25 protein-coding genes and 2 tRNA genes are annotated in these 25,022 nt (G+C 68.9%); 18 read left to right on the top strand and 9 right to left on the bottom strand.

Going from position 1 to position 25,022, the window contains the following annotated elements; all coding sequences use genetic code 11:
• Nucleotides 1-82: 82 nt before the first annotated feature.
• Genes ABZ909_RS37570 through ABZ909_RS37550 form a run of 5 tightly spaced genes read left to right on the top strand, consistent with a single transcriptional unit; the run spans nucleotide 83 to nucleotide 5,591 of the window.
• The gene (locus tag ABZ909_RS37570; protein WP_357009874.1) at nucleotides 83-1,615 is read left to right on the top strand and encodes a CoA-acylating methylmalonate-semialdehyde dehydrogenase; all 1,533 of its coding nucleotides are present in this window, start codon (nucleotides 83-85) and stop codon (nucleotides 1,613-1,615) included.
• Between the two features lie 3 nt (nucleotides 1,616-1,618).
• The gene (locus ABZ909_RS37565) at nucleotides 1,619-2,758 is read left to right on the top strand and encodes an acyl-CoA dehydrogenase family protein (RefSeq protein WP_357009870.1); all 1,140 of its coding nucleotides are present in this window, start codon (nucleotides 1,619-1,621) and stop codon (nucleotides 2,756-2,758) included.
• Nucleotides 2,755-3,870, top strand: a complete 1,116-nt coding sequence (locus ABZ909_RS37560) for an enoyl-CoA hydratase/isomerase family protein (RefSeq protein WP_357009867.1) — start codon at nucleotides 2,755-2,757, stop codon at nucleotides 3,868-3,870. The genes ABZ909_RS37565 and ABZ909_RS37560 overlap by 4 nt, the downstream gene beginning before the upstream one ends.
• 45 nt (nucleotides 3,871-3,915) lie before the next feature.
• Complete coding sequence (mmsB, locus tag ABZ909_RS37555; protein ID WP_357009864.1) at nucleotides 3,916-4,818, top strand: 3-hydroxyisobutyrate dehydrogenase; 903 nt, start codon at nucleotides 3,916-3,918, stop codon at nucleotides 4,816-4,818.
• Complete coding sequence (locus ABZ909_RS37550) at nucleotides 4,815-5,591, top strand: enoyl-CoA hydratase (protein WP_357009861.1); 777 nt, start codon at nucleotides 4,815-4,817, stop codon at nucleotides 5,589-5,591. Before mmsB ends, ABZ909_RS37550 begins: the two co-directional genes overlap by 4 nt.
• A 79-nt stretch (nucleotides 5,592-5,670) precedes the next feature.
• Here ABZ909_RS37550 and ABZ909_RS37545 read toward each other — a convergent pair whose 3' ends face one another.
• On the bottom strand, nucleotides 5,671-6,726 hold the full coding sequence (locus tag ABZ909_RS37545) for an Hsp70 family protein (protein WP_357009858.1): 1,056 nt from the start codon (nucleotides 6,724-6,726) through the stop codon (nucleotides 5,671-5,673).
• 76 nt (nucleotides 6,727-6,802) lie between these two features.
• The gene (locus ABZ909_RS37540; protein ID WP_357009855.1) at nucleotides 6,803-7,345 is read right to left on the bottom strand and encodes a MarR family transcriptional regulator; all 543 of its coding nucleotides are present in this window, start codon (nucleotides 7,343-7,345) and stop codon (nucleotides 6,803-6,805) included.
• A 127-nt stretch (nucleotides 7,346-7,472) separates the two neighbouring features.
• On the opposite strand from ABZ909_RS37540, the gene ABZ909_RS37535 reads away from it, so the two are divergent.
• Nucleotides 7,473-7,547 (top strand) — tRNA-Cys (locus tag ABZ909_RS37535).
• Nucleotides 7,548-7,590: 43 nt separating this feature from the next.
• Here the strand turns inward: ABZ909_RS37535 and ABZ909_RS37530 are convergent.
• Both ABZ909_RS37530 and ABZ909_RS37525 read right to left on the bottom strand, forming a co-directional pair.
• Nucleotides 7,591-8,997 (bottom strand): metallophosphoesterase, encoded by a 1,407-nt coding sequence (locus ABZ909_RS37530; protein ID WP_357009852.1) that lies wholly within the window; start codon nucleotides 8,995-8,997, stop codon nucleotides 7,591-7,593.
• A 7-nt stretch (nucleotides 8,998-9,004) separates the two neighbouring features.
• Nucleotides 9,005-9,448, bottom strand: coding sequence for a hypothetical protein (locus ABZ909_RS37525; protein ID WP_357009849.1), 444 nt, complete (start codon nucleotides 9,446-9,448; stop codon nucleotides 9,005-9,007).
• A gap of 180 nt (nucleotides 9,449-9,628) precedes the next feature.
• On the opposite strand from ABZ909_RS37525, the gene ABZ909_RS37520 reads away from it, so the two are divergent.
• From ABZ909_RS37520 to ABZ909_RS37495, 6 genes are all read left to right on the top strand, one after another.
• Nucleotides 9,629-10,651 (top strand): iron ABC transporter substrate-binding protein, encoded by a 1,023-nt coding sequence (locus tag ABZ909_RS37520; RefSeq protein ID WP_357009847.1) that lies wholly within the window; start codon nucleotides 9,629-9,631, stop codon nucleotides 10,649-10,651.
• Between the two features lie 113 nt (nucleotides 10,652-10,764).
• Entirely contained in the window at nucleotides 10,765-12,243 is a 1,479-nt protein-coding gene (locus tag ABZ909_RS37515) for an iron ABC transporter permease (RefSeq protein ID WP_357009958.1), read from the top strand.
• Nucleotides 12,240-13,358 (top strand): ABC transporter ATP-binding protein, encoded by a 1,119-nt coding sequence (locus tag ABZ909_RS37510; RefSeq protein ID WP_357009844.1) that lies wholly within the window; start codon nucleotides 12,240-12,242, stop codon nucleotides 13,356-13,358. The genes ABZ909_RS37515 and ABZ909_RS37510 overlap by 4 nt, the downstream gene beginning before the upstream one ends.
• 122 nt (nucleotides 13,359-13,480) lie before the next feature.
• Nucleotides 13,481-13,834: a hypothetical protein gene (locus ABZ909_RS37505; RefSeq protein ID WP_357009841.1), complete on the top strand. Its 354-nt coding sequence runs from the start codon at nucleotides 13,481-13,483 to the stop codon at nucleotides 13,832-13,834.
• A 156-nt stretch (nucleotides 13,835-13,990) separates the two neighbouring features.
• A complete protein-coding gene (locus tag ABZ909_RS37500; RefSeq protein ID WP_357009838.1) occupies nucleotides 13,991-15,394 on the top strand; it encodes a hypothetical protein in 1,404 nt (467 codons plus the stop codon).
• Between the two features lie 9 nt (nucleotides 15,395-15,403).
• Entirely contained in the window at nucleotides 15,404-16,003 is a 600-nt protein-coding gene (locus ABZ909_RS37495) for a TIGR03086 family metal-binding protein (RefSeq protein WP_357009835.1), read from the top strand.
• A 3-nt stretch (nucleotides 16,004-16,006) separates the two neighbouring features.
• Here ABZ909_RS37495 and ABZ909_RS37490 read toward each other — a convergent pair whose 3' ends face one another.
• A complete protein-coding gene (locus ABZ909_RS37490) occupies nucleotides 16,007-16,171 on the bottom strand; it encodes a hypothetical protein (RefSeq protein ID WP_357009832.1) in 165 nt (54 codons plus the stop codon).
• Between the two features lie 195 nt (nucleotides 16,172-16,366).
• On the opposite strand from ABZ909_RS37490, the gene ABZ909_RS37485 reads away from it, so the two are divergent.
• Complete coding sequence (locus ABZ909_RS37485) at nucleotides 16,367-16,714, top strand: DoxX family protein (RefSeq protein WP_357009829.1); 348 nt, start codon at nucleotides 16,367-16,369, stop codon at nucleotides 16,712-16,714.
• On the opposite strand, the gene ABZ909_RS37480 is transcribed toward ABZ909_RS37485, so the two are convergent.
• Nucleotides 16,711-16,920, bottom strand: coding sequence for a winged helix-turn-helix transcriptional regulator (locus ABZ909_RS37480; protein ID WP_357009826.1), 210 nt, complete (start codon nucleotides 16,918-16,920; stop codon nucleotides 16,711-16,713). The genes ABZ909_RS37485 and ABZ909_RS37480 overlap by 4 nt on opposite strands.
• 100 nt (nucleotides 16,921-17,020) lie before the next feature.
• On the opposite strand from ABZ909_RS37480, the gene ABZ909_RS37475 reads away from it, so the two are divergent.
• The gene (locus tag ABZ909_RS37475) at nucleotides 17,021-17,257 is read left to right on the top strand and encodes a hypothetical protein (protein WP_357009823.1); all 237 of its coding nucleotides are present in this window, start codon (nucleotides 17,021-17,023) and stop codon (nucleotides 17,255-17,257) included.
• A 220-nt stretch (nucleotides 17,258-17,477) separates the two neighbouring features.
• Here the strand turns inward: ABZ909_RS37475 and ABZ909_RS37470 are convergent.
• From ABZ909_RS37470 to ABZ909_RS37460, 3 genes are all read right to left on the bottom strand, one after another.
• Nucleotides 17,478-17,553, bottom strand: a tRNA-Arg gene (locus ABZ909_RS37470).
• Nucleotides 17,554-17,677: 124 nt separating this feature from the next.
• Complete coding sequence (locus ABZ909_RS37465; protein WP_357009820.1) at nucleotides 17,678-18,391, bottom strand: DUF305 domain-containing protein; 714 nt, start codon at nucleotides 18,389-18,391, stop codon at nucleotides 17,678-17,680.
• An 11-nt stretch (nucleotides 18,392-18,402) separates the two neighbouring features.
• The gene (locus ABZ909_RS37460; protein WP_357009817.1) at nucleotides 18,403-19,362 is read right to left on the bottom strand and encodes a DUF3105 domain-containing protein; all 960 of its coding nucleotides are present in this window, start codon (nucleotides 19,360-19,362) and stop codon (nucleotides 18,403-18,405) included.
• A gap of 122 nt (nucleotides 19,363-19,484) precedes the next feature.
• Here ABZ909_RS37460 and argS point away from each other — a divergent pair, with 122 nt between their 5' ends.
• The 4 genes from argS to thrC are packed head-to-tail and all read left to right on the top strand — an operon-like array spanning nucleotide 19,485 to nucleotide 25,002.
• Nucleotides 19,485-21,143 (top strand): arginine--tRNA ligase, encoded by a 1,659-nt coding sequence (gene argS, locus ABZ909_RS37455; protein WP_357009814.1) that lies wholly within the window; start codon nucleotides 19,485-19,487, stop codon nucleotides 21,141-21,143.
• Complete coding sequence (gene lysA, locus ABZ909_RS37450; protein ID WP_357009811.1) at nucleotides 21,144-22,565, top strand: diaminopimelate decarboxylase; 1,422 nt, start codon at nucleotides 21,144-21,146, stop codon at nucleotides 22,563-22,565.
• Entirely contained in the window at nucleotides 22,562-23,917 is a 1,356-nt protein-coding gene (locus ABZ909_RS37445; RefSeq protein ID WP_357009808.1) for a homoserine dehydrogenase, read from the top strand. Before lysA ends, ABZ909_RS37445 begins: the two co-directional genes overlap by 4 nt.
• Complete coding sequence (gene thrC / locus ABZ909_RS37440) at nucleotides 23,914-25,002, top strand: threonine synthase (RefSeq protein ID WP_357009805.1); 1,089 nt, start codon at nucleotides 23,914-23,916, stop codon at nucleotides 25,000-25,002. The genes ABZ909_RS37445 and thrC overlap by 4 nt, the downstream gene beginning before the upstream one ends.
• Nucleotides 25,003-25,022 lie beyond the last annotated feature (20 nt).

Genomic DNA, 25,022 nt, shown 5'->3' with positions numbered 1-25,022 from the left:
TTGGATGTCCAACTATAGGATCGCCACAGACCGCGCAATCGGCGCGCAAGCATCGAGACAGGCTGAGAACTTGGAGATTGGCATGGTCCGCGAACTGACTCACCTCGTAGGCGGGAAGCACGTCCCGGGAACTTCGGGCAACTTCGGCGATGTGTTCAACCCCAGCACCGGACAGGTTCAGGCGCGGGTGCCGCTGGCGAGCAAGAGCGAGGTCGAGGCGGTCATCGCGAATGCCGCCGCCGCGCAGCCGGCCTGGGCCGCCATGAACCCGCAGAAGCGGGCCCGGATCCTCATGAAGTTCCTGACCCTGGTGCAGGACGAGATGGACTCGCTGGCCGCGCTGCTCTCCAGCGAGCACGGCAAGACCATCGCCGACGCCAAGGGCGACATCCAACGCGGGCTCGAGGTCATCGAATTCGCCGTCGGCATCCCGCACCTGCTCAAGGGCGAGTACACCGAGAGTGCCGGTACCGGCATCGACGTGTACTCCATGCGGCAGCCGTTGGGCGTGGTCGCGGGCATCACCCCGTTCAACTTCCCGGCCATGATCCCGCTGTGGAAGGCCGGACCGGCGCTGGCCTGCGGTAATGCCTTCGTGCTCAAGCCCTCCGAACGCGACCCCTCGGTGCCGCTGCGCCTGGCCGAGCTGTTCCTCGAGGCCGGGCTGCCCGCGGGCATCTTCAATGTGGTCAACGGCGACAAGGAAGCCGTCGACACGCTGCTGCACGACGAGCGCATCAAGGCCGTCGGCTTCGTCGGCTCCACCCCGATCGCGCAGTACATCTACGAGACGGCCTCCGCCAACGGCAAGCGCGCCCAGTGCTTCGGCGGCGCCAAGAACCACGCCATCGTGATGCCGGACGCCGACCTCGACGATGTGGCGGACCAGCTCATCGGCGCGGGCTACGGCTCCGCGGGCGAGCGCTGCATGGCCATCTCGGTCGCCGTGCCGGTGGGCGAGGAGACCGCGGATCGCCTGCGCGCCAAGCTCATCGAGCGCATCAACAAGCTCAATGTCGGCGTCTCCGACGACCCGGGCGCAGACTTCGGCCCGCTGGTCGGCCGCGACGGCGTGGACCGGGTGAACAACTACGTCCAGATCGGCGTCGACGAGGGCGCGGAACTGGTGATCGACGGACGCGGCCTGGTGGTCGAGGGCGGCGAGGACGGATTCTTCGCGGGCGCTTCGCTGTTCGACCGCGTCACCCCGGAGATGCGGATCTACCAGGAAGAGATCTTCGGCCCGGTGCTGGCCCTGGTGCGCGCCAAGGACTACGAAGAGGCGCTGCGCCTGCCCAACGAGCACGAATACGGCAACGGCGTCGCCATTTTCACCCGCGACGGCGACACCGCCCGCGACTTCGCCGCCCGCGTGCAGGTCGGCATGGTCGGCATCAACGTGCCGATCCCGGTGCCGATCGCCTACCACACCTTCGGCGGCTGGAAGCGCTCCGGCTTCGGCGACCTCAACCAGCACGGCCCGGACTCGATCCGCTTCTACACCAAGACCAAGACGGTGACGCAGCGCTGGCCTTCGGGTCGAAAGGAGGCTGTGCTTCCGGGCGGCTCCGCAAGCTCCGCCGCCAACGCCTTCGTCATCCCGACCATGGACTGACGCATGTTCGTACTTGACGAGGACGAGAAGGCGATCGTCGAGACCGCCCGCTCCTTCGCCGACGAGCTGCTCGCGCCCAATGCCCTGGAATGGGACGAGCGCAAGCACTTCCCGGTGGATGTGCTGCGCAAGGCGGGCTCGCTCGGCCTGGGCGGCATCTACGTGCGCGAGGACGTGGGCGGCTCGGAGCTGCGGCGGCTGGACGCCGTGCGCATCTTCGAGCAGCTGGCCACCGGCTGCCCGGCCGTGGCCGCCTACATCTCCATCCACAATATGGCCACGTGGATGATCGACACGTACGGCGATGAGGCGCAACGCAATCGGTGGCTGCCGGGGCTGAGCTCCATGGACCTGCTGGCGTCGTACGCGCTGACCGAGCCGGGCGTCGGCTCCGACGCGGCGGCGCTGAGCACCAAGGCCGTCCGTGACGGTGACGATTACCTGCTCACCGGCGTCAAGCAATTCATCTCCGGCGCGGGCAGCACCGACGTGTACGTGATCATGGCGCGCACCGGAAACGAAGGGGCGCGCGGGATCTCGGCGTTCATCGTCCCGGCCGATACGCCCGGGCTGTCCTTCGGGGCCAACGAGAAGAAGATGGGCTGGAATGCGCAGCCCACCCGGCAGGTCATTCTCGACAATGCCCGGATCCCGGCGGCCAACCTGCTGGGCGCGGAGGGCAACGGCTTCCGCATCGCCATGAACGGCCTCAATGGCGGGCGGCTCAACATCGCCGCCTGCTCGATGGGCGGGGCACAGGCCGCCCTCGACCGGACCGTCGCCTACATGGCCCAACGCAAGGCTTTCGGCTCGCGGCTGCTGGACAACACCGCCCTGCAATTCGAGCTGGCGGATATGCGCACCTCGTTGGAGGCCGCCCGCACCCTGCTGTGGCGGGCCGCGGCCGCCCTGGACGCCGACGCCCCCGACAAGGTGGAGCTGTGCGCCATGGCCAAGCGGTTCGCCACCGACGCCGGGTTCGAGGTGGCCAACAAGGCCCTGCAACTGCACGGTGGCTACGGTTACCTGGCCGAATACGGCATCGAGAAGATCGTCCGCGACCTGCGGGTGCATCAGATTCTCGAGGGCACGAACGAAATCATGCGGGTGGTCGTCGCCCGCTCGGTGGTAGGAGCAGCATGAGCGCTGAGGCATCGAAAAGCACGGTGCACGAACCCGAGGTGTTGATCGAGCAGCGCGACGGCCTCGGCCTGATCACGCTCAACCGGCCCCGGGCCATCAATGCGCTCAATCACCCGATGGCGCTGACCATCCTGGACGCGCTGCGGGCCTGGGCGGACGACGACGAGGTGCGCGCTGTGGTGCTCACCGGGGCGGGCGAGCGCGGGCTGTGCGCGGGTGGTGACATCGTCGCCATCCACAATGACGCCAAGCACGCTGTGGCCCAGGGTGATTCGCCGGAGGTGGCCGCGGATTCCCCGAGCGGCACGTTCTGGCGCGACGAGTACATCCTCAATGCCCTCATCGGCCGCTATCCGAAGCCGTATGTCGTGGTCATGGACGGCATCGTCATGGGCGGCGGCGTCGGCCTGTCCGGGCACGCCTCGCACCGCATCGTGACCGAGCGGTCCATGGTCGGCATGCCCGAGACCGGCATCGGCTTCATCCCGGATGTCGGCGGCACCTACCTGCTGGCGCACGCGCCCGGCGAGATCGGCACCCATGTCGCGCTCACCACCGCGCGCATGTCCGCCGGCGACGCCATCGCGGCCGGGTTCGCCGACTATTTCGTTCCGTCGGAACACATTCCGGCGCTGCTGGACGCGCTGACCACCGCCGAGGTCGACGTGGCCATCGCCAAGTTCGCACAGCCCGCACCGGTCTCGGAGTTCGTGGCACAGCAGGAGTGGATCGACTCCTGCTACAGCGCGGACACCGTCGAGGAGATCGTGCACCGGCTGCAGCTCGACGGCCGGGCCGAGGCCGCCAAGGCCGCCGCCGACGTGCTGTCGAAATCGCCGGTGGCGCTGAAGGTCACGCTGCGCTCGCTGCGCGATGCGCGCTCGGCTGCCGACCTCGAGACGGCGCTGAACCAGGAGTACCGGGTCTCCGTCGCCTCCCTGAACACCCACGACCTGGTGGAGGGCATCCGCGCCCAGGTCATCGACAAGGACCGTAACCCGCAGTGGTCGCCCGCCACCCTGGCGGACGTCACCGACGCCGACGTTGACGCCTACTTCGGCGCGCTCGGCGATCGTGAATTGGGTTTGGCCGCACCTGTTTCAGGCGAATAGAGCGCCGCAGCTGTTTCAGGCGAATTGAACATTGAAGGACGAGCAATGAGCAACAACACCAAGGTCGGGTTCCTGGGGCTGGGCCACATGGGTGGACCCATGGCCGCCAACCTGGTCGAGGCCGGATACGACGTCCTCGCCTTCGACCCGGTGCCCGCCGCACAGGATCAGGCCCGCCGGGACGGGGCGACCGTGGTCGCCACTGCCGCGGAAGCGGTTTCGGCCTCCGACATCGTGATCACCATGCTGCCCAACGGCCGCACCGTGCTCGACCTCTACGCCGAGATCCTCCCGGCCGCCAAGCCGGGCACCCTGTTCGTCGACTGTTCCACCATCGACGTCGCCGATGCCAAGCAGGCCGCGGAACTCGCTGCGGCCGCGGGACATCGGGCACTGGACGCCCCGGTCTCCGGCGGTGTGGCGGGTGCGGCGGCGGGCACCCTCACCTTCATGGTGGGCGGCGCGGAGGCCGACTTCGCCGACGCGCTGCCGCTGCTGGAGGTCATGGGCGGCAAGGTCGTGCACTGCGGCGGCGCGGGCGTGGGTCAGGCCGCCAAGATCTGCAACAACATGCTGCTGGGCATTTCCATGATCGGCCTCTCGGAAGCCATTGTGCTGGGCGAGAAGCTGGGGCTCACCCACGACAAGTTCTTCGACGTGGTGTCCACCGCCTCGGGGCAGTCGTGGGCGCTGACCTCCTACTGCCCGGTGCCCGGGCCGGTTCCGGCCAGCCCGGCCAACAATGACTACCAGCCCGGCTTCGCGACCGCGCTCATGTCCAAGGATCTGGGTCTCGCGGCGAACGCGCTGCGGGCCAATGGCGTCGACGGGCAGATCGGGCAGCTGGCGGCGGAGATCTACAGCCGCTTCAACCAGGACGAAGCGGGTAAGGACTTCTCGGCTATCGTCACCGATATCCGCAAGCGATCCGAGGGAGAGACGGCGTGACAGACTTCGAGACCATTCTGCTGGAGCGCAAGGGGCGGGTCGCCCTCATCACGCTGAACCGGCCGAAGGCCCTCAACGCGCTGAACTCGCAGGTCCTGGCCGACATTTCGGCTGCCCTCGACGAGCTGGAGAACGACAACGAGGTCGGCGCGGTCGTGCTGACCGGGTCCGACCGGGCCTTCGCCGCCGGCGCGGACATCAAGGAGATGCAGTCCAAGTCCTATATGGACATGTTCCTGGCCGACCACTTCGCCGGTTGGGACCGACTGGTCGCGTTCCGTAAGCCCATCATCGCCGCGGTCGCCGGCTACGCCCTCGGCGGCGGCTGCGAGCTCGCCATGATGTGCGACATCCTGCTCGCCGCCGACACCGCCAAGTTCGGGCAGCCCGAGATCAAGCTCGGCGTCATCCCCGGCATGGGCGGCTCCCAGCGCCTCACCCGCGCTGTCGGCAAGGCCAAGGCCATGGACCTCATTCTCACCGGCCGCAATATGGACGCCGAGGAAGCCGAACGCGCGGGCCTGGTCTCGCGCATCGTCCCCGCCGCCGACCTCGTCGCCACCGCCATGGAGGTCGCCGAGACCATCGCCTCCATGTCGCTGCCGTCGGTCATGATCGCCAAGGAAGCGGTCGACCGCGCCTTCGAAACCACCCTCACCGAGGGCCTGCGCTTCGAACGCCGCGTCTTCCACTCGCTCTTCGCGACCGAGGACCAGAAGGAAGGCATGACCGCCTTCGTCGAGAAGCGCCCGGCGAACTTCACCAACCGGTGAGCGAATTCCATTACTGCTGAATGGGGTTCGGGGACCAGGTCCCCGAACCCCATTCGCTGTCAGCCGTGAATGGTTGCGGTCAGCCGTGTTTCGGCGGGCCGACGACCTCTACGGTCGGGGGCTTGCCGTCGGTGTGGTCGCCGCCGTCGCGGTTCATGGCCAGCGCGCCCACGATGGTGCCGCCCAGCGTGGCGGTAACCGCCACTGCCGCAACGAGTTTGCGGCGGGAGACGGGGGAGGTGGCGGGGGCCTCGTGGGAGGTGGCGGCCGGGGTCAGGTGCATGCTGCGGATGCTGCGGGCCGACGGCCGCTCGGCGGCCAGCAGGACCGCGCCGCGGGTGGAGACGAATTCGGGTTCGGGATCGTAGATGAGCGGATAGCCCAGCTGCTGTTTCAGCTCGTCCCGGATGCTCTTGTTGCGGGTACAGCCGCCCAGCAGCGCCATCCCGGTGGGCTGGATGCCGGTCTCGTCGATCATGTGGCGGACGAAGGACGCCGAGTGATGAATGCCCGCTTCCACCAGTTCGGCGAAATCACTGCGGGTGACCACGGTGCGCTGCCCGGTGATCGGGTCGCAGACGGCCAGGACGCGCTCGGAGGCCAACGCCTCCTTCTGACGGCGGGTGGTGGCCAGATCCACGGTGACCCCGGCGCGGGTGAGCAGCCAGCGCAGCAGGGCGTCATGGCCGTCGCCGCCCAGGACGGTGCTGCGCTTGGTGGCGAGGACAGCATCGTTGCGGCAGTCGATCTGGGTGAGGGTCAGTCCCGACGCGCCCAGGTCGTAGAGCAGAACCGAACCCTCGCTGGGTAGCTTCCGGGTGAATCGGAGATATCGGAGCTGGGCCACCGGCTCATCGATGACCGTGAGGGGGTTGCGGCCCGCGGCGGTGCGGATGGCCTCGGCTTGAGTGGCCGAGCGGCAGGTCACGGCGATGCCGGTAATGAATTCGTCGCGCTCGGCGGCCGATGTGCGCATCTGCTGGATGGCCTCGAAGACGGGGTCCTCCATGCCGCGATCACCGGTCCGGCGCTGGACCTTGCAGCGGTCGATGGGAGGCAGGTGAGGCTGGTCGGAATGGGTGAGCATGGCGCGTGCGCCAGCAGCGCCCGCCGACACCCCGAGGACCAGCACCATGGCCTCAATGGTGAACCTTTTGCGAGCCGAATCCAAGACTATGACGCAGGAAATTGGCTGCTGGGTCGCTGACCGGTTACTGACCGGCCCATCGTGTCGGCGCGCTACCCGGATCGAAGTCGCCTGCGCTCTGCCGGAACTCGGACAGCAATTGCAGCAGCAATTGCAGGCGTTCCGGCGGCAGTCCGGCCTCGGCGAAAACTCGCCGGTTCAGCTCGGTGGTGGCCCTGGCCACCAGTTCTCTTCCGGCATCGGTGATTTCGATCAGCGTCGCCCGCCGGTCACTGGGATGTGGCACACGTTTCACCAAGTGCGCCGCCTCCAGCCGGTCCGCGGTGTTGGTGACGGAGGTGGGGTGCACCTGCAGGCGGGCGCTGGCCACCGCCATCGGCAGCGCGCCGGTTTTGCTGAAACTCAGCAGCATCAGCAACTCGTACCGAGAAAAGGTCAAACCGGACGGCCGCAGGGCTTCGTCCACCCGCGCCATCACGATTTGCTGCGCCCGCACCAGCGAAGTCACCGCCGCCATTCCGTCGGCCACGTCCCCCCAGCCGTGCTCGATCCACTGACGGTGCGCCTCCTCGATCGGGTCGAGTGGCAGTGGACGTGGTCGAGACATGACCCGATCATCGCACGTCGCGAACGGGTTGGTCGCAACGCCGAGCCGATTCGCGGGGCGTATAGAAATCACGGTGATTCAAAACCTCGGCCGCAGGCCCGATTCGCCGCACTATTGGGTACACCCTGCGGCTGTGTCCGAGTTGGTCAGGAGCAGGCCTGCAAAGCCTGTCACACGGGTTCGAGTCCCGTCGGTCGCTCCATCGGAGAACGCCTCCCGTGCGAACACGGGAGGCGTTCTCGCATTCAGCTCGCGGTCACGCCGGAAAGATCGCGCGGCACCACGAAATTGCGGTCGGCGGTCGTGCCCAGCGTGTATTCGGGCAGCAGACCGAAGTATTCGCCCCGTGACCGCGTACTCCAGCGCCGCGCGGCCTCGGTGCGGGTCTTGTAGAAATTCAGCATGTAGCCGCCCTCGTAGAGGCGCAGCAGCGTGTAACCGCCCGGATATTCCTTGACCGCCGCCACTTCCAGGAATTCGACCGGAATGGGCAGATCGGGCCGCGTGCGGCGGTTGCGGTGGGTGTGCCCGGCATGGTGCAGGAAGACGCCGGGCGCCGAGCGGTAGATCGATTGCAGCTCGGCGGCATTCGCGGCATCGAGAATGAAGCTCGGTCCGGCCAGATTGGACCAGCCGGACTCGGTGGTGACCGGGTGATGGCCGAAAACGAGTGTGGGACGGTCCGGGTCGCCGGTGAGCCGGTCGCGCAGCTCGTCGAGCTGCGACCGGTCCACGGTGCCGCCGGGGGCGTCGAGCTGGGTGGTGTCCAGGGCGATCAGGCGCAGCTCGCCGACCTCGAAGGCCGCCAATTGCTGTCGGGCGGTGAAGGAATCACCCCAGCAGTCGTGGTGGTCGAGGTAGGGGCCGCAGTTCGCGTAGTCCGAGCCCAGGTGCGGGCGGTCGTGGTTGCCGCGGGCGGCGAACCAGTCCCGGCCCGGCGCACCCCAGTTCGCGAGGTGGGTGTGGACGCCACGCACCTGGTCCGGGGTGGCCTCGGCGGTGAGGTCACCGGCGAGCAGCAGATGGTCGACGGCGCGATCGGGGCGGTGCATATCGTCGAGCAGCGCGGTCAGCATGATCTCGGGATACGGTGCGAGACCGGGCTCCTGGCGCACGCCGGGCGGCAGGCCCGCGGTGATGAGCCCGCTGACCTCCTCGCCGAAGTGAATGTCATTGGACAGGGCGAGGGTTCGCAGCAGCCGGCCCGGCGGCGGCACCAGCGTGGTGAAGACCCCCTGCGCCTCCGGCGTATTCGGCAGGCCGGTGGCGACATTCGGCGCGGGCGCGGCCGCGATGCCCTGCGAGCGCGCCTCGAACCGATAAGCGCGCCCGGGCTCGAGCCCGGTGACCTCGGCGTAGTGATAGGCGGTCGGCTGCGGGTCGCCGAAGACCAGCCGCAGCCCGCTCCCGTCCGAGGGAGCGAGCCAGACTTCGCTTTCGGTCTCGACCGGAACGGGGTTGCCATCCGCGTCCGGGCCCAGCGTCGTCCAGGTGAACACGGCCGACTGCTCGGTAATGGTGACGACCTCGAGATCGGTCGCCACCAGCGAACCCGGCTGCGCCCGAGCCGGACTCGGCGCAGCCAGCGGCAGGGCCGTCGCCGCCGCCAGCAGGCTCAGCAGCTGCCGCCGGTTCGGGCCGCAGCAGCTCATGACCGTCCTACTTCGCGTCGGTGGAACAGACCTTCCATACGCCGTCTTCCTTGCGCAGGTGTTCATCGGTGGAACGCTTGCTGTCGGCGGTGCCGGGCAGGGTGAGGGTGCCCAGGGTGACCGCCGTGGCGTGGTCGCCGGTGATGGTGATGCCCTGCACCGAATCGACCTTCATGGAGATCTTGCCCTGGTCCATGGCCTTCTTCTGGGCTTCGGGCAGCGCGTCGTACTGGGCGCGGTCGCCGGCGCAGGTCTTGCCGACGGCCTGCGACGCGCCCCCGGTGGAGAGCGCGTCGTAGAAATCGCGCACCGCGGTCTCGACGCGCTTGTCGTCGCTGGGTCCGGAGTCCTTGCCGTTCAACGTCACCGCGGCGGCGATGCCACCTCCCACGAGCACCACGGCGGCCACGCCGAGTCCGATGGTCAAGGGGGTACGCCGCTGCAAGCTCATCGAGATCCTTCGACTCCGGCCGATCTTCGGTTGCTGTCCGTCCGGGGCCGTACCCGGGAACGCACGCAGACTACAGCGATTCCGTGTCGATTGGTGGGGTGGCATTTGAACCCGCGACCTGGGACGGTACGTTGGTTAGGCAAACCTCATAGGCGAGGCTGGGCAAGGGAAAGGACGGTCATGACGGCGGCTCGATGGAAACTGGTGTCCGGTGCACTGGCGGCGATCGCGGTGCTCGGCGCGACCACTGCCTGCTCCAGCTCGTCCGAGAAAGACAACGAGATCCTGGTCTACAACGCGCAACACGAATCCCTCACCAAGGAGTGGGTGGACGCGTTCACCAAGGACACCGGCATCAAGGTGACCCTCCGCAACGGCGGTGACACCGACCTCGGCAACCAGATCGTGGCCGAGGGCAAGAACTCGCCCGCCGACGTCTTCCTCACCGAGAACTCCCCGGCCATGGCAGTGGTCGAGAACGCCGGCCTGTTCTCCGATGTCGACAAGGACACCCTGGCGCAGGTGCCGGACCAGTTCCGCCCCTCCACCGGCAAGTGGACCGGAATCGCCGCGCGCTCCACCGTTTTCGTCTACAACACCGCCAAGCTCCCGGCCGACCAGCTGCCCAAGTCGCTGCTGGATCTGCAGCAGCCGCAGTGGAAGGGCCGCTGGAGCGGCGCCGCCTCCGGCGCGGACTTCCAGGCCATCGTCGCCGCCCTGCTCGCCCAGAAGGGCGAGGACGCCACCAAGGCGTGGCTGAAGGGCATGAAGGACAACGCGGTCATCTCGCAGAACAACACCACCGTCATGAAGGGCGCCAACTCCGGCCAGTTCGAGGGCGGCGTGATCTACCACTACTACTGGTACCGCGACCAGGCCAAGACCAAGGAGAACAGCGGCAACACCCAGCTGTTCTACTTCAAGAACCAGGACCCGGGCGCCTTCGTCTCTCTTTCCGGCGGCGGCGTGCTGAAGTCGAGCAAGAAGCAGGCCAACGCCCAGAAGTTCCTGAACTTCATCACCTCCAAGCAGGGCCAGGAGGTGCTGCGCGACGGTGACTCCATGGAGTACCCGGTGGCCTCCGACGTCGCTGCCAACCCGGCGCTGCCGCCGCTGGCCTCGCTGGACGCGCCCAAGATCGACCCGAGCAAGCTGGACGCCAAGAAGGTCACGCAGCTCATGACCGAGGCGGGTCTGCTCTAACCGTGGCTGTTCGGACCGCTGTACCCACCCGGGCCGCGAAGGACCTGCCCAGCAGGGCCTCTCTGGCAACGGCCATCCGGCCCGGGGCGATCGTCACGATCGCCGCCCTGCTCATGGTGGCGGCCACCTTCGTGCCGCTGGGGTACATCGTGTCCACCCTGGTCTCGACCGGATGGCACGAGACCGCACAGCTGGTGTTCCGCCCGCGCGTGGCCGAATTGCTGCGCAACACCGCCGAACTGGTGGTGCTGACCGTGCCGATCTGCGTGGCGCTGGGCGTCGGCCTGGCCTGGATCGTGGAACGCACCGACGTGCCGGGCGCGGCCTGGTGGGGCCCGATCTTCGCGGCCCCTCTCGCGGTTCCGGCCTTCGTCAACAGCTACGGCTGGGTCAGCGCCATCCCCTCGCTGCACGGGCTCTGGGCGGGCGTGCTCGTCTCGACGGTCTCGTACTTCCCGTTGGTGTACCTCCCGGCAGCGGCCACCCTGCGACGGCTGGATCCCGCCGTGGAGGAATCGGCCCGGGCCCTCGGCTCCGGGCCGGTCGCCGTCTTCGCACGCATCGTGCTGCCGCAGCTGCGGCTGGCGATTCTCGGTGGCGGACTGCTGATCTCGCTGCACCTGCTGGCCGAGTACGGCGCCTTCGCCATGATCCGGTTCGACACCTTCACCACCGCCATCTTCCAGCAGTACCAGTCCAGCTTCGCGGGCGCGGCGGGCAGCACGCTCTCGGGCGTCCTGGTGGTGCTGTGCCTGGTGCTGCTGGCCGGTGAGGCCACCGTGCGCGGCCGGGCCCGCTACGCCCGGATCGGCGGCGGCGCGCAGCGGGGCGCGAACCGGATTCGCCTGGGACTGACCAAGATTCCCATGTTCGCGCTGCTGGCCGCCGCGCTGGCGGCAACGCTGGGCGTGCCGCTGTGGACCATCGGACGGTGGCTGAAGATCGGTGGCTCGGCGGTGTGGAACACCACCGATATCGGCGAATCCCTCGGTCAGACCATCGGTCTGGCCGCCACCGCCGCGGTGATCACCACCCTGTGCGCCTTCCCGGTGGCCTGGGTCGCCGTGCGCTCCACCTCGCGGTTCGCGCGGATCATCGAGGGGGCCAACTACATCACCAGTTCGCTGCCGGGCATCGTGATCGCGCTGGCGCTGGTGACCGTGTCGATTCGCTGGCTGCCCGCGCTCTATCAGACGGCGGCGACCATCCTGGCCGCCTACACGCTCATGTTCCTGCCGCGCGCGCTGGTGAGCGTGCGTGCCGGGCTGGCGCAGGTACCGGTCGGGCTGGAGGAGGCCTCGCAAGCGCTCGGAAAGTCGCCGGCCGCCACCTTCTTCCGCGTCACCCTGCGGCTCACCGCGCCCGCGGCGGCCGCGGCGGCGGCCATGGTGTTCGTGGCCGTGGCCACCGAGCTGACCGCCACCCTGCTGCTGGCCCCCAACGGCACCAACACCCTCGCCATGCAGTTCTGGCAGCTGTCGGGCGAATTGGACTACGCGGCCGCCGCGCCGTACGCGCTGATCATGATCATCGTGTCGGTGCCGGTCACCTATCTGCTGTTCACCCAATCCAGGAAGGCGGCGGGACTGTGAGTCGTCTTGTCGTAGACCAGGTTCGCAAGACCTTCGGACCGGCGCCGGTGCTCGACGGCATCAGCCTCGACGTCGCCGACGGCAGCGCCACGGCGGTGGTCGGATCCTCCGGATGCGGCAAGACCACGCTGCTGCGGGTGATCGCCGGATTCGAGAACCCGGACGCCGGAACCGTATCCATCGGCGGGGAAACCATTACCCGCCAAGGCTTCTCGGTGCCGTCGCACCGGCGGCGAATCGGCTATGTGGCGCAGGACGGGGCGCTGTTCCCGCACCTGACCGTGGGGCAGAACATCGCCTACGGGCTCGGCGGGGGACTGGGCGCGCGGCGCAAGCACCGGCAGCACGTCGCCGAACTGCTCGACATGGTCTCGCTCGACCCGTCCTACGCGGACCGGCGGCCGCATCAGCTCTCCGGCGGTCAGCAGCAGCGCGTCGCCCTGGCCCGCGCCCTGGCCCGCAAACCCGACCTCATGCTGCTGGACGAGCCCTTCAGCGCCCTGGACACCGGACTCCGCGCCGCCACCCGGCAGGCCGTCGCCGAGACCCTGCGCGCCGCGGGCATGACCAGCATCCTGGTCACCCACGATCAGGAGGAGGCGCTGTCCTTCGCCGACCAGGTCGCGGTCATGTGCTCGGGACGGTTCACCCAGGTCGGTACGCCGGAGCAGGTGTACGCGGCCCCCGCGGACCTGTTCACGGCCGGATTCCTCGGCGACACAGTGCTTCTCGACGCCACCATCGGCACGGAGACCGCACAGACCGTGCTCGGCCGGATCCCCGTGCAGGTGAACGCGCCGACCGGTGCGGGCGCGATCATGATGCGGCCCGAACAGCTGCTGGCCCGCGCGGCCACCGACGGCCACACCGGCTGCGCCACCGTGCGCGCCCTCGAATTCCGGGGTGCGGATGTCCTGCTCACCCTCGACCTCGACGGCTGCCCCGAACCCATCCAGGTGCGCCGGGTGAGCGTGGACGCGCCCGCGGTCGGCGACCGGGTCGAGCTCGAAGTCCTCGGCGCGGCAGTCGCTTTCACCTCCGAGCAGTGCGCCGCCGCGGGCCGGACACCCGGCGCGGCCGCCGTGAGCCGGGCCGGCGCGGTCTCCGCGGTCTGAGCCATCGGCCCGTCCGGCGGGCGGAATGCGACCGATCGGACCGGGGAGTCCCTATAGTGGCGCGGAGGCCGATTCGTCGGCCGCAGAGGCGAACTGCCTCAGCCCGTCCCGAAGGAGACCCGGTGCGCCGCACGCTGCTCGTCATATCCGTTCTCGCCGCCGCGTGCGCCCTGGCCCCGCTCGCCGCCGCGGAACCGCCCGCCGATCCCGCGCTGAAGGTGCAGGCGGTGTACGGCCCCGAACAGTTCCCCATGGCGGGCGTGGCCGCCGACATCGCGCCCTGCGGTGGCGGCGCGAATGTGGCGACCCTCACCACCGGCACGGACGGCACGGCCGTCTACAACGGAGCAGTCGGCTGCTACCGGGTTCAGGTCAGCACCCCGATCGGCTGTGCGCTGGACAGTGATTCGGCCGTCCAGGTCACCTCGGCGACGGGCGTCACCCCGCTGGCGACCTTCCGTTTCCGCTGCGCCTGACGGTGTCTCGGGCCCGCTCCCGGCCCGCCCGCGGACTGTGACCGACTCCACTTCTCAGAATTTCCACATACCGCAGCTGTTAATGTCGCGAGAGATAGCTGCTCGTTATTGCTGTAACGCGAAAGGCGTCGCATCACCGAGGGAGTAGGTGACGAGATGGGCGCGAGGTTCGCGTCGGCGCACCCGCCGGGCAGGACCGCGCCCCTGGCGCTGCGACGCTACGCGGTTCCGATCGAGGCGATGGCCGCCCTGCTGGGAGCGGCGGTGGCCGGTCTGCTGCTCATGGCCCCACTCGATCTGGGCTGGACTTCCGAAGGCCCGGTGCTGCAGCTGGATCTGCTGGTGCTGAACGTGCCGCGCGCGGCCGCCTCCGGCGCGGCGTTCGCGGTGGTCTCGGCGGCGCTGGTGGTCGCTCTCGGGCGCAAGACGGCCTGGATCGCCTCGTGCGGCAGCGCGGTGGTGCTGGTGATCGACCAGCTGTGGAATCGGGACGCGGCGACCGCGGGAAACCTGACCACCGCCAACTACATCGACTCCATCTTCAGCGGCATCCTGCTCGGTGCGCTCGCGGTCGCCGTATTCGGCAAACCCGTCGCAACAGGTGCGTACCTGATCGGCGCCCTGTCCGCGATCCTGATCGGCGACCAGACCTCGCTGCCCCCCGCCGGCGGCCGGGGCAATCCCCTCATCCAATGGGCGTCGGCCGGAACGCCACCGGTGTGGCTGCTTGTGCTGGCCGGGGTGCTGCTGGTCGCGGGGATCGCAGTCCAGCAGCCGGAACCCGCGGGCGAACACGAGAACACCGATCTGGCGATCGGACCGATCCTGTCCGCGCTGATCCTGGTCATCGCGACCACACTGTCGACGGAGTGGTTCGTGCGGCACGCCGGCACCGTCGTGCAGATGGGGGTGGCCGCGGCCATCACCATCGGCGCGGCGCTGATCGCGGCGCTGCTGCTGCCCGGGCGCGAGGGCACCCTGGTGCTGCTGGCGGTCGCGGTGGCCAATGCCGGCAGCGCGATCATCGCGGTGCCCCGGCCGGATTGGACCGCGCCGTTCCCGGTCCTGGCCGTGGTGGCCGGGCTGGCGGCGGGACGCCGGTGGCGCGCGCCCTGGATCGCGCTGGCCGCGACCGCAGGGCTGGCGGTATTCGCGGCAGGCACCGCGGACATCGCGCACGAGTATGCGGTTGTCCCGGTGCTCGGTGTGATCCTCACCGCGCTGGCCATCGGCTTCTGCTTCGGCGCGGCGGTCCCGAAGACCGCGGGCAGCGCCGTGGTGGCGCTCGCCGTGCTGGTGGTGCCGTGCCTGGTGGTGGCGCTGCGGGGCAGCAATTTCGGCCGGGTCGCCTACTCACCGCGCTGGTACCGGGATCCGCACGGGGCGGTCTCCACGGTTCCCGGCACGGTGGCCCTGGTGATCACCCTGGGCTGTGCGGCCGGGCTGTACCTGCTGTTGCGGATCCGATCCCCGCAGGCCGCATCCGCGTCGGAACCCGATCTCCCACCACGGGTGATCGCCGTGCCCGATGGGGCACGGAACGTCTTGCCGCAGGGCTAGTCTGGCCGCATGGCCGACAAGTCACCGGTGGACCCGACGATCGATCTCCTGGAGCGGGCCGTCGCCCAGATGGGCGATGTCATCGCCGCCGTCGCCCTGGACCAGGCAGCCCTGCCGACGCCGTGCGAGAACTGGGACGTGCGCGGGCTGCTGGACCACATCGTGGGCCAGATCCTGCGCGACTTCACCATCGCCGCGCGCGGCGAGATGCCGGACTGGGGCGCACCGCACGACCCGGTAGGCGCGGACTGGGCCGCCGAGTTCCGCACCGGCGCGCAGCCGTTGCTCGAGACGTGGCGCGCCGCCGATCCGGAGCGGCTGGTGCCCGGCATGGGCGGGGAGTCCCCGCTGCGCGGTCGTGCCGATCAGCAGATCACCGAATTCGCCATGCACGCCTGGGATCTCACCCGCGCCACCGGTCAGGGCCGCACCCTGGATCCGGAGCTCGCCGAGCACGGCCTGGCCTGGTCCAGGCAGCTTCTGAAGCCCGAATTCCGCGGTCCCGGAAAGGCTTTCGGGCACGAGGTGCCGATCGCCGCCGACGCGCCCGCCTACGACCGGCTGGCCGCCTGGTTCGGCCGCGATCCGGGCTGGACGCCCGCGGCCTGACGGCTACCGGCCGAACCGGGTATCAACCCAGGCCAGTGCGTCATCGCACGACGCGTCGAGCACGCCGCGGTGATCCGCGCCCGGATAGCTGTGGCACTGCACCGGCTGGCCGCCCGCGCGCTGCTGCACCACGCCGCCGAACCCAGCAGCTGCAGCTCCGGTGCCCACTGCTGGGCCTGGGCATTCGTGAAGAGCAGGGCTGCTCGCACTGCGAACGAGTCGGCCGTGTGCGCGGTGCCCACAGCCGGCTATAGCGGGCGTATCGGGGATCGATCGAAAACGGATCGCGGATCTATGAATTCGCCCCGCACCATTCCGATCGGCAGAAGCCCACCCGAATCCAGCAGAATGCGAGCCCAGCCCATGTCCACCGCGTACTACATCGTCACCGTCCTGGCCGCCCTCTGGGTGGGCTTCTCGGCCGTCTCTCTGCTGCGCAGGGCCAAGTTCGTGGCCGAGCCCCTCGTCGAGTACGGCGTGCCCGAATCCTGGTGGCCGTGGCTGGGCCTGGCCAAGGCGGCGGGCGCCATCGGCCTGATCGCCGGGCTGTTCTACCCGCCGCTCGGCGTCGCGGCCGCCATCGGCATCGTGCTGTACTTCACCGGCGCCATCATCACCATCGTCCGCGCCAAGTCCTACGGCCACGTCCCGTTCCCCATGCTCTACATGGTCCCGGTGATCGCGGCCATGGCCCTGGAATACGCGGCCTAGCTGCCTGGTGCGTCGCGGCGGTCGTATTCCCTACGCGCCGCCTCGATTTCGCCGATGCGCCCGTACGCCCAGGCCCGCAGCCCGGCCACCGCACCGGCCGGGCTGCGGCCCAGCGGCGTGAGCTCGTACTCGACCGTCACCGGCACGGTCGGATACACCGGGCGCTCCACCCATGAGATCGCTTCCAGTGCAGGAGAATTCGACATCGTCCTGGAATCGGTCAGCGGCGGCACCTGCGCCGCGGCCCTGGCCCGCCCGGTTACCGGCGGCACCCTCGTCTGGTTCGGTCAGGCCGGGCGCGAGCCGGTGACCCTCGATTTCTTCGCCCTCTTCGGTGCGACCCCGTTCACCCTGCACCATTTCCCGCACCGGGTATCCGGCACCACCGACGCCGAAGACCTCGCCGAACTGGTTGGCCTGACCGCCGCGGGCCTCATCCACCCCGAACGGGGCCGCACCGCCGACTGGTCCGAAACCGTCGGCGTCCTCACCGATCTCGTTCACCGCCGCATCCGCGGCAACGCGGTCCTGACGGTGGCCTGAAACTCTGATCGTGGCCCGGAAAACGCGATCGCGGTGTCCGGCTGCCTCCTGCACAACCGGACACCGCGATGCGCAGCTACTACCTTTGTCCCCGAGTCCTCGAATCGGAATCCCAATCGGTCACGATGGCACGATAAGTCAGTCATCCGGTGCGGAAACGGCTCGCCGCTCCCGTGAACGAGTAAGGCCCCGACCGTGATCCACGGTCGGGGCCTTACTGTGGTGCCCTCGGCAGGATTCGAACCTGCGGCCTTCTGCTCCGGAGGCAGACGCTCTATCCCCTGAGCTACGAGGGCGGGGATGGTCCCGTCCGGTCTCCCGGTCGGGCTGGGACAGCGTATCGCATCGCTCGCGCTGCGCCAAAAACGAACACGGACCGGGCGTTTCTGTGCGCGGTCCGGGTTCGTCGTAGGTGCTCGGTCAGTTCATCGGCAGTGGTGCGACCTTGCGCTCGGCCAGCATCTGGGTCATCAGATCGGCCTCGCTCTTCTGGGTCTTGGCCATGCTCTCGGCCAGCGAGCGCACCGCGTCGGTGTCCGCGCGCTGGGCGGCGTACTCGATCATCGGCATGCCGCCCTGGTGGTGGCGCAGCATGAGCTGCAGGAAAAGCACATCCAGGGCCGGACCGGTGGCCTGGCCGAGGGCGGCCATCTCCTGATCCGACGCCATGCCGGGCATGGTCTGCACCGCGCCGGAGTGCATGGCGGTGCCGGAGTGCTCATGGGTGGACATGTCGGTCATCCAGCCCATGTAGCCGTCGGGGGAGATGAGCGGCTTGTCCCACTGCTGCAGCCAGCCCTGCATGCGGCCGGCCTGATTGGCCTGCGTGGTGAGAATGTCGTAGGCGAGCCGCTTCACCGCCGGGTCCGTGGTCCCCGACAGCGCGATGCTCGACATCTGCACCGCCTGCGTGTGATGCACCGACATGTCCTGGGAGAAGCCGACATCCACCACGCCCGGCGTCTCCGGACCGTGATGCGTGGCATTGCCCACCAGCAGTCCGGCCATGAAACCGATGAGCAGCACCGCGACCACCCCGATGGCCAGCAGGGCGGGCCGCTGGTTGCGGTGCGTTTGCGGGACTGGTTCGGCGGCGGGATCGGGCTCGGAGCTGCGGTCTGGAATGTCGGACATGAACGGCGGCACTACTGGGTCGGAGCCGGCTGATCCGGCTGGGTCGGGCCGTCGGTCGGGGCCGGGATGGACGGGATACCGCCGGGCAGGCTCGGGCTACCGGTGGGCAGACCCGGCACGCCGTTCGGGAGACCCGGGATACCGCCGGCGGGCATACCCGGAATACCGCTGCCGCCACCCAGCTCGCTCGCATCCTGCTGCAGGCCCTTACCGTCCATCGGCACCGCGTCGGGGCCGGGCGGGGTCGGGTCGAACGCCGGCGGGTTGTCGGTGTTGAAGGTCGGGTTCGCGCAGTCCGCGCCGACCTCCGGGTAGGCGTACTGGTTCAGGCGCAGCGCGGTGATGAACTCGCCGACGCGCTTGTCGTCGGCGCTGTTCAGCTTCAGCTGGTGACCCCACGACTGCAGGGAGATCGGCGTGTCCAGGCCGGGGTAGGGCGACATCAGGCTGTAGTTCTTGCCCTTCACCTTCGACTTCAGGGTGTCGATGGCGGCCTGATCGACCTTGTCCGGGTTGTAGGCGATCCAGATCGCGCCGTGCTCGAGCGAGTGCACCGCGTTCTCGGTGCGGATCGCCTTGGCGTACACCACGCCGGTGCAGGCCGCCCACGAGCCGTCGTGCGGACCGCCGAAGGGCGGGGACTGGTCGTAGTTCACGCGCTGGGTGGCCGCGACGTGCATGCCCGCCGCGTAGTCCTTCTTCACCACGCCCGGAATCTGATCCGAGGGATCCTTCTTCTGGGCGGTCGGCGTGTACTTGTCCTGCTCCTGCTTGTCCTGGATCTTGGGTACCAGCACCCAGGCAATGCCGCCGATGAGGGCGAGGATGCAGACCACGGCCCCGATCATGAGCCACGGGATCTGACGCTTACCGCCCAGGCTGCCGCCGCGACCGCCCTTCCTGGACGATCCGGCCGACTTGCCCGCGGCCTTGATGGCCTTGGCCGACTTGGCACTGGTCTTGCTCGGCATGCTTGTTGTGCTCTTTTCGACGTGTCGGACAATCAAACGACGCGGCCGCATCGTTTGCTGGGCACCTGCCCGGTGGTGCCCGCTCGCGGCGTTCACCTGCTCAGACCATAGGATAGTGACTCGTGACTCCAGCTGACCTTGCAGATCTCCTTCGTGCTACCGCGGCGAAGGTACTTGTCGAACGCGGATCAGACCCTGCGATCCTGCCCGACGAGGTCAAGGTGGAGCGTCCCCGCAACCCCGAGCACGGTGACTATGCCACGAATGTGGCCATGCAGGTAGGCAAGAAGGCGGGAATGAACCCCCGCGATTTCGCAACGCTGCTGGCCGAGGCGCTGTCGGCCGCCGAGGGCGTCGAGGCTGCCGAGGTCGCGGGACCGGGCTTCCTGAACATTCGGCTGGCCAAGGCCGCGCAGGGCGCGATCGTCGAGAAGATCCTCGAGGCCGGTGAGAAGTTCGGCACCGCGGACGCTCTCGGGGGCACGAAGATCAACCTCGAATTCGTCTCCGCCAACCCGACGGGCCCGATCCACCTGGGTGGCACCCGCTGGGCTTCGGTCGGCGACGCGCTGGGCCGGATCCTGGCGGCCCAGGGTGCGGACGTGACCCGCGAGTACTACTTCAACGACCACGGCGCGCAGATCGACCGCTTCGCGAACTCGCTGGTGGCCGCCGCGCTGGGACAGCCGACCCCCGAGGACGGTTACGCGGGCGCGTACATCAGCGAGATCGCCGACACCGTCGTGAAGGCCAACCCGGGTGTGCTGGAACTCCCGGAGGCCGAGCGGCCCGAGCTGTTCCGCCGCGAGGGCGTCGAACTCATGTTCGCGCACATCAAGAAGACGCTGCACGACTTCGGCACCGACTTCGACGTGTACTTCAACGAGAGTTCGCTGTTCGCCTCCGGCGCGGTCGAGCAGGCCATCGAGACGCTGAAGGCGTCCGGCAAGCTGTACGAGAAGGACGGCGCCTGGTGGATCGCCTCCACCGAATACGGCGACGACAAGGACCGCGTCGTCATCAAGAGCGACGGCAAGTCCGCCTATATCGGCGGTGACATCGCCTACTTCCAGAACAAGCGCTCGCGTGGTTTCGATCTGTGCATCTACATGCTCGGTGCGGACCACCACGGGTACATCGGCCGTCTCAAGGCCGCCGCGGCCGCGTTCGGCGACAACCCGGACACCGTCGAGGTGCTCATCGGCCAGATGGTGAACCTGGTGAAAGATGGTGCCGCCGTTCGCATGTCGAAGCGCGCGGGCACCGTCGTCACCCTCGACGACCTGGTCGAGCAGATCGGCGTGGACGCGGCGCGGTACTCGCTGGTGCGCTCCTCGGTGAACTCCAGCATCGACATCGACCTGGACCTGTGGACCCGGCAGGACAGTGAGAACCCCGTCTACTACGTGCAGTACGCGCACGCGCGCACCAACCAGATCCTCGGCAACGCGGCCGCGTTCGACTACGCCTCGGTCGCACCGGATTTCGCGCTGCTGACCGATGACCGCGAGGGCGCGCTCATCCGCACGCTGGGCGAGTACCCGCGCGTGGTGGCCACCGCCGCCGAGATGCGGGAGCCGCACCGGGTCGTGCGCTACCTCGAGGAACTCGCCGGGGCCTACCACCCCTTCCAGTCCGACAAGACGCTGCGCGTCATCCCGCAGGGCGACGACGTGGTCACCCCGCTCAATGCCGCTCGCCTCGAGCTCGTCAAAGCCACCCGTCAGGTTCTCGCCAACGGCCTCGGCCTGCTCGGCGTCAGCGCACCGGAGCGTATGTAGATGAGTGCCCACCCCGCAGGACCCCGCCACGCGGACATCCCGCACGCGCCCACGCTCGCCGAGCGTCCCAGCGCACCGGCGCAGATGATCGAACTGCCCGCGAATGTGTGGCCGCGCAACGCCTCTCGCGACGCCGACGGCGTGGTGCGGCTGGCGGGCGTGCCGGTGCACGAGCTGGCCGCCGAGTACGGCACCCCGCTGTTCGTGATCGACGAGGACGACTTCCGCTCCCGCTGCCGGGACATGGTCCGCGCCTTCGGCGACGGCGCGCGAGTCCACTACGCCTCCAAGGCCTTCCTGTGCGGCGAGGTCGCTCGCTGGATTCGTGACGAGGGCCTGCACCTGGACGTGTGCTCCGGCGGCGAGTTGTCGGTGGCGTTGCACGCCGGCTTCCCCGCCGAGCGGATCGCCCTGCACGGCAACAACAAATCGGTGCCCGAGCTGGAGATGGCGGTCGGGGCGGGCGTCGGCGACGTGGTCGTCGACTCGCTGATCGAGATCGAGCGCCTGGAGGCCGTGGCCAAGCGCGCCGGCAAGGTGGTGGACGTGCTGATCCGCGTCACCGTCGGCGTGGAGGCCCACACCCACGAGTACATCTCGACCGCGCACGAGGACCAGAAGTTCGGCTTCTCCGTCGCCGGCGGCGACGCCATGCAGGCCATCGCCCGGGTCTTCGAGTCCGACAATCTGCGCCTGGTCGGCCTGCACTCGCACATCGGCTCGCAGATCTTCGAGATCGACGGCTTCGAGATCTCCACCCGTCGCATGCTGGGCCTGCTGCGCGAGGTCGCCGACAAGTTCGGCATGGAACGCGCCGAACAGATGCGCGTGCTGGATCTCGGTGGCGGCCTGGGCATTTCGTACCTGCCGCACGAGGATCCGCCGGCCCTGGACGGCTTCGCCGCCAACCTGCGCCGCATCGTGGCCGAGGAGGCCGAGCGGGCCGGGCTGCCGGCGCCGACCATCGCGGTCGAGCCGGGCCGCGCCATCGCCGGTCCCGGCACCGTCACCATCTACGAGGTCGGCACCATCAAAGATGTTGTGCTCGACGGTGGTAATCGCCGACGCTATGTGAGCGTCGACGGCGGCATGAGCGACAACATCCGTCCCGCCCTGTACCAGGCCGAGTACGACTGCCGCCTGGTCTCGCGCTCCAGCGAGGCCGGTCCGGTGGTCGCGCGAGTGGTCGGAAAGCATTGCGAGAGTGGGGATATCGTCATCCGTGACACCTGGCTCCCGGCCGACGTGGGCCCGGGCGACCTGGTGGGGGTGGCCGCCACCGGCGCGTACTGCTACTCGATGTCGAGCCGCTACAACATGCTCACCCGGCCCGCAGTGGTCGCGGTGCGAGATGGCAAGGCGCGCTTGATCCTTCGCCGCGAAACGGTGGAGGACCTACTCAGCTTGGAGGTGAAGGCATGACCGGGTCCACGGCGAGCCGTGAATTGGGTTCCGGCAGGAACGGCGTGTGGGGACAGGACCATCCCATTGGCGTGGCCGTCCTGGGCATGGGCACGGTCGGCACCGAGGTGGTCCGCATCATTCGTGACCACGCCGACGACCTGTGCAACCGCGTCGGCGCCCCGGTCGTGCTGCGCGGTGTCGCGGTGCGCGACCTGAGCAAGGACCGCGGCCTGCCCGCCGAGTTGATCACCACCGATGCCGAGGCCCTGGTCACCCGCGACGACGTGGACATCGTGGTCGAGGTCATGGGCGGCATCGAACCGGCCCGCGACCTGATCAAGTCCGCGCTCACCAAGGGCAAGTCGGTGATCACCGCGAACAAGGCGCTGCTCGCCGATTACACCGGTGAGTTGGCCGCCGCGGCCGAGTCCAACCGTGCCGACCTGTATTTCGAGGCCGCTGTCGCCGGGGCCATCCCGGTGATCCGCCCGCTCATCCAGTCGCTGTCCGGTGACCGGGTCAATCGCGTGGTCGGCATCGTCAACGGCACCACCAACTTCATCCTCTCGGCCATGGCCGAGACCGGCGCGGACTACTCCGACGTGCTGGCCGAGGCCACCCGCCTGGGCTACGCCGAGGCCGACCCGACCGCCGATGTCGAGGGCTACGACGCCGCCGCCAAGGCCGCCATCCTCGCCTCCGTCGCCTTCCACACCCGGGTCACCTCCGGTGACGTGTATCGCGAGGGCATCTCCAAGATCACCTCCGAGGACCTGGAGACCGCGGCGGCCGTGGGCTGCACCGTGAAGCTGCTGGCCATGGCCGAGCGTGTCACCGGCGACGGCGGCAAGGAGAAGATCTCCGTGCGCGTCTACCCGGCCCTCATCCCGCGCAAGCATCCGCTGGCCACGGTCAACGGCGCGTTCAACGCCGTGGTCGTGGAGGCCGAGAACGCCGGTCGCCTGATGTTCTACGGTCAGGGCGCCGGCGGCGCGCCGACCGCCTCGGCCGTCATGGGCGATCTGGTGATGGCGGCGCGCAACAAGTTCTATGGTGGCCGCGCCCCGGGCGAATCGGTCTATGCTGAGCTGCCGATCGCTTCGATCGGCGACACCCCGACCCGCTACCACGTGAACCTGCAGGTGGCCGACCGCACCGGTGTGCTGGAAGCGGTCGCCGGGGAATTCGCCAAGCACAGTGTGAGCATCTCGACGGTCCGTCAGGAAGGTCACGACATCGGCGCGCGCCTGGTCGTGGTGACCCACCATGCGCAGGAATCCGCGCTTGCGGATACCGTTGCCGCATTGGCCGAACTGGACTCCGTCACGTCCGTGACCAGTGTTCTGAGATTGGAAGGCACCGAGGAATGAGTGCAACCGCACGCGCGACAGCCGTGCATACGCCGTGGCCGGGTCTGATCGACGCGTACCGCGATCGGCTCGCGATTCCCGCTGACTGGGAAGCCGTCACTCTCTTCGAGGGCGGCACCCCGCTGGTGCCCGCGCACCACCTCTCCGAGCTGACCGGCTGTGAGGTGTACCTCAAGGTCGAGGGCGCGAACCCGACCGGTTCCTTCAAGGACCGCGGCATGACCATGGCCATGACCGATGCCAAGTACAACGGCAAGACCGCCGTGCTGTGCGCCTCCACTGGCAACACCTCGGCCTCGGCCGCGGCGTACGCCACCCGCGCCGGTCTGCACTGCGCGGTGCTGATCCCGTCGGGCAAGATCGCCATGGGCAAGCTGGCCCAGGCGGTCATGCTGGGCGCGAAGATCATTCAGGTGGCCGGCAACTTCGACGACTGTCTCGAGCTGGCCCGCAAGGTCACTGCGGACTTCCCCGAGGTCGGCCTGGTGAACTCGGTCAACCCGGCCCGCATCGAGGGCCAGAAGACCGCGGCCTTCGAAATCGTGGACGCGCTGGGCAAGGCGCCCGATGTGCACGTGCTGCCGGTCGGCAACGCGGGCAACATCACCGCGTACTGGAAGGGCTACAGCGAGTACTACGCCGACGGCATCATCACGTCGCGCCCGCGCATGCTGGGTGTGCAGGCCGCCGGCGCCGCACCGCTGGTCAACGGCGCTCCGGTCGCGAACCCGGAGACCGTGGCCACCGCCATCCGGATCGGCGCGCCCGCGTCCTGGAACGGCGCCATGAACGCCAAGGCGGAGTCGGGCGGCGCGTTCCGCGCGGCTACCGACGAGGAGATCCTGGCCGCGTATCACCTGGTCGCGGCCAAGGAGGGCGTCTTCGTGGAGCCCGCCTCCGCCGCGTCGGTCGCCGGTCTGCTGGCCGCGCGCGCCGAGGGCTGGCTGGATTCCGGCCTCACCGTGGTCTGCACGGTGACCGGCAACGGCCTCAAGGATCCGGACAACGCGCTCGCGGGCATGCCCGAGGTGACGCCGATCGCGGTCGACCCGGTCGCCGTGGCCCACGAACTCGAGCTGGCCTGAGTTGAATTCTCGCGATGGTC

Origin of the sequence: Nocardia sp. NPDC046763 (genome assembly GCF_040645495.1) — a bacterium.
Lineage (GTDB): Bacteria > Actinomycetota > Actinomycetes > Mycobacteriales > Mycobacteriaceae > Nocardia.
This window is presented reverse-complemented; position numbering and strand designations above follow the sequence as displayed.

What these genes read in the sequence shown, in the direction of transcription:
- ABZ909_RS37480 (WP_357009826.1), bottom strand. Translation starts at nt 16,920, where the DNA reads ATGTCGAATTCTCCTGCACTGGAAGCGATCTCATGGGTGGAGCGCCCG.
- ABZ909_RS37560 (WP_357009867.1), top strand. Translation starts at nt 2,755, where the DNA reads ATGAGCGCTGAGGCATCGAAAAGCACGGTGCACGAACCCGAGGTGTTG.
- ABZ909_RS37500 (WP_357009838.1), top strand. Translation starts at nt 13,991, where the DNA reads ATGGGCGCGAGGTTCGCGTCGGCGCACCCGCCGGGCAGGACCGCGCCC.
- ABZ909_RS37485 (WP_357009829.1), top strand. Translation starts at nt 16,367, where the DNA reads ATGTCCACCGCGTACTACATCGTCACCGTCCTGGCCGCCCTCTGGGTG.
- ABZ909_RS37445 (WP_357009808.1), top strand. Translation starts at nt 22,562, where the DNA reads ATGACCGGGTCCACGGCGAGCCGTGAATTGGGTTCCGGCAGGAACGGC.
- ABZ909_RS37540 (WP_357009855.1), bottom strand. Translation starts at nt 7,345, where the DNA reads ATGTCTCGACCACGTCCACTGCCACTCGACCCGATCGAGGAGGCGCAC.
- ABZ909_RS37460 (WP_357009817.1), bottom strand. Translation starts at nt 19,362, where the DNA reads ATGCCGAGCAAGACCAGTGCCAAGTCGGCCAAGGCCATCAAGGCCGCG.
- ABZ909_RS37465 (WP_357009820.1), bottom strand. Translation starts at nt 18,391, where the DNA reads ATGTCCGACATTCCAGACCGCAGCTCCGAGCCCGATCCCGCCGCCGAA.
- lysA (WP_357009811.1), top strand. Translation starts at nt 21,144, where the DNA reads ATGAGTGCCCACCCCGCAGGACCCCGCCACGCGGACATCCCGCACGCG.
- ABZ909_RS37495 (WP_357009835.1), top strand. Translation starts at nt 15,404, where the DNA reads ATGGCCGACAAGTCACCGGTGGACCCGACGATCGATCTCCTGGAGCGG.
- ABZ909_RS37520 (WP_357009847.1), top strand. Translation starts at nt 9,629, where the DNA reads ATGACGGCGGCTCGATGGAAACTGGTGTCCGGTGCACTGGCGGCGATC.
- ABZ909_RS37515 (WP_357009958.1), top strand. Translation starts at nt 10,765, where the DNA reads ATGGTGGCGGCCACCTTCGTGCCGCTGGGGTACATCGTGTCCACCCTG.
- ABZ909_RS37565 (WP_357009870.1), top strand. Translation starts at nt 1,619, where the DNA reads ATGTTCGTACTTGACGAGGACGAGAAGGCGATCGTCGAGACCGCCCGC.
- ABZ909_RS37530 (WP_357009852.1), bottom strand. Translation starts at nt 8,997, where the DNA reads ATGAGCTGCTGCGGCCCGAACCGGCGGCAGCTGCTGAGCCTGCTGGCG.
- ABZ909_RS37545 (WP_357009858.1), bottom strand. Translation starts at nt 6,726, where the DNA reads ATGGTGCTGGTCCTCGGGGTGTCGGCGGGCGCTGCTGGCGCACGCGCC.
- ABZ909_RS37570 (WP_357009874.1), top strand. Translation starts at nt 83, where the DNA reads ATGGTCCGCGAACTGACTCACCTCGTAGGCGGGAAGCACGTCCCGGGA.
- thrC (WP_357009805.1), top strand. Translation starts at nt 23,914, where the DNA reads ATGAGTGCAACCGCACGCGCGACAGCCGTGCATACGCCGTGGCCGGGT.
- mmsB (WP_357009864.1), top strand. Translation starts at nt 3,916, where the DNA reads ATGAGCAACAACACCAAGGTCGGGTTCCTGGGGCTGGGCCACATGGGT.
- ABZ909_RS37525 (WP_357009849.1), bottom strand. Translation starts at nt 9,448, where the DNA reads ATGAGCTTGCAGCGGCGTACCCCCTTGACCATCGGACTCGGCGTGGCC.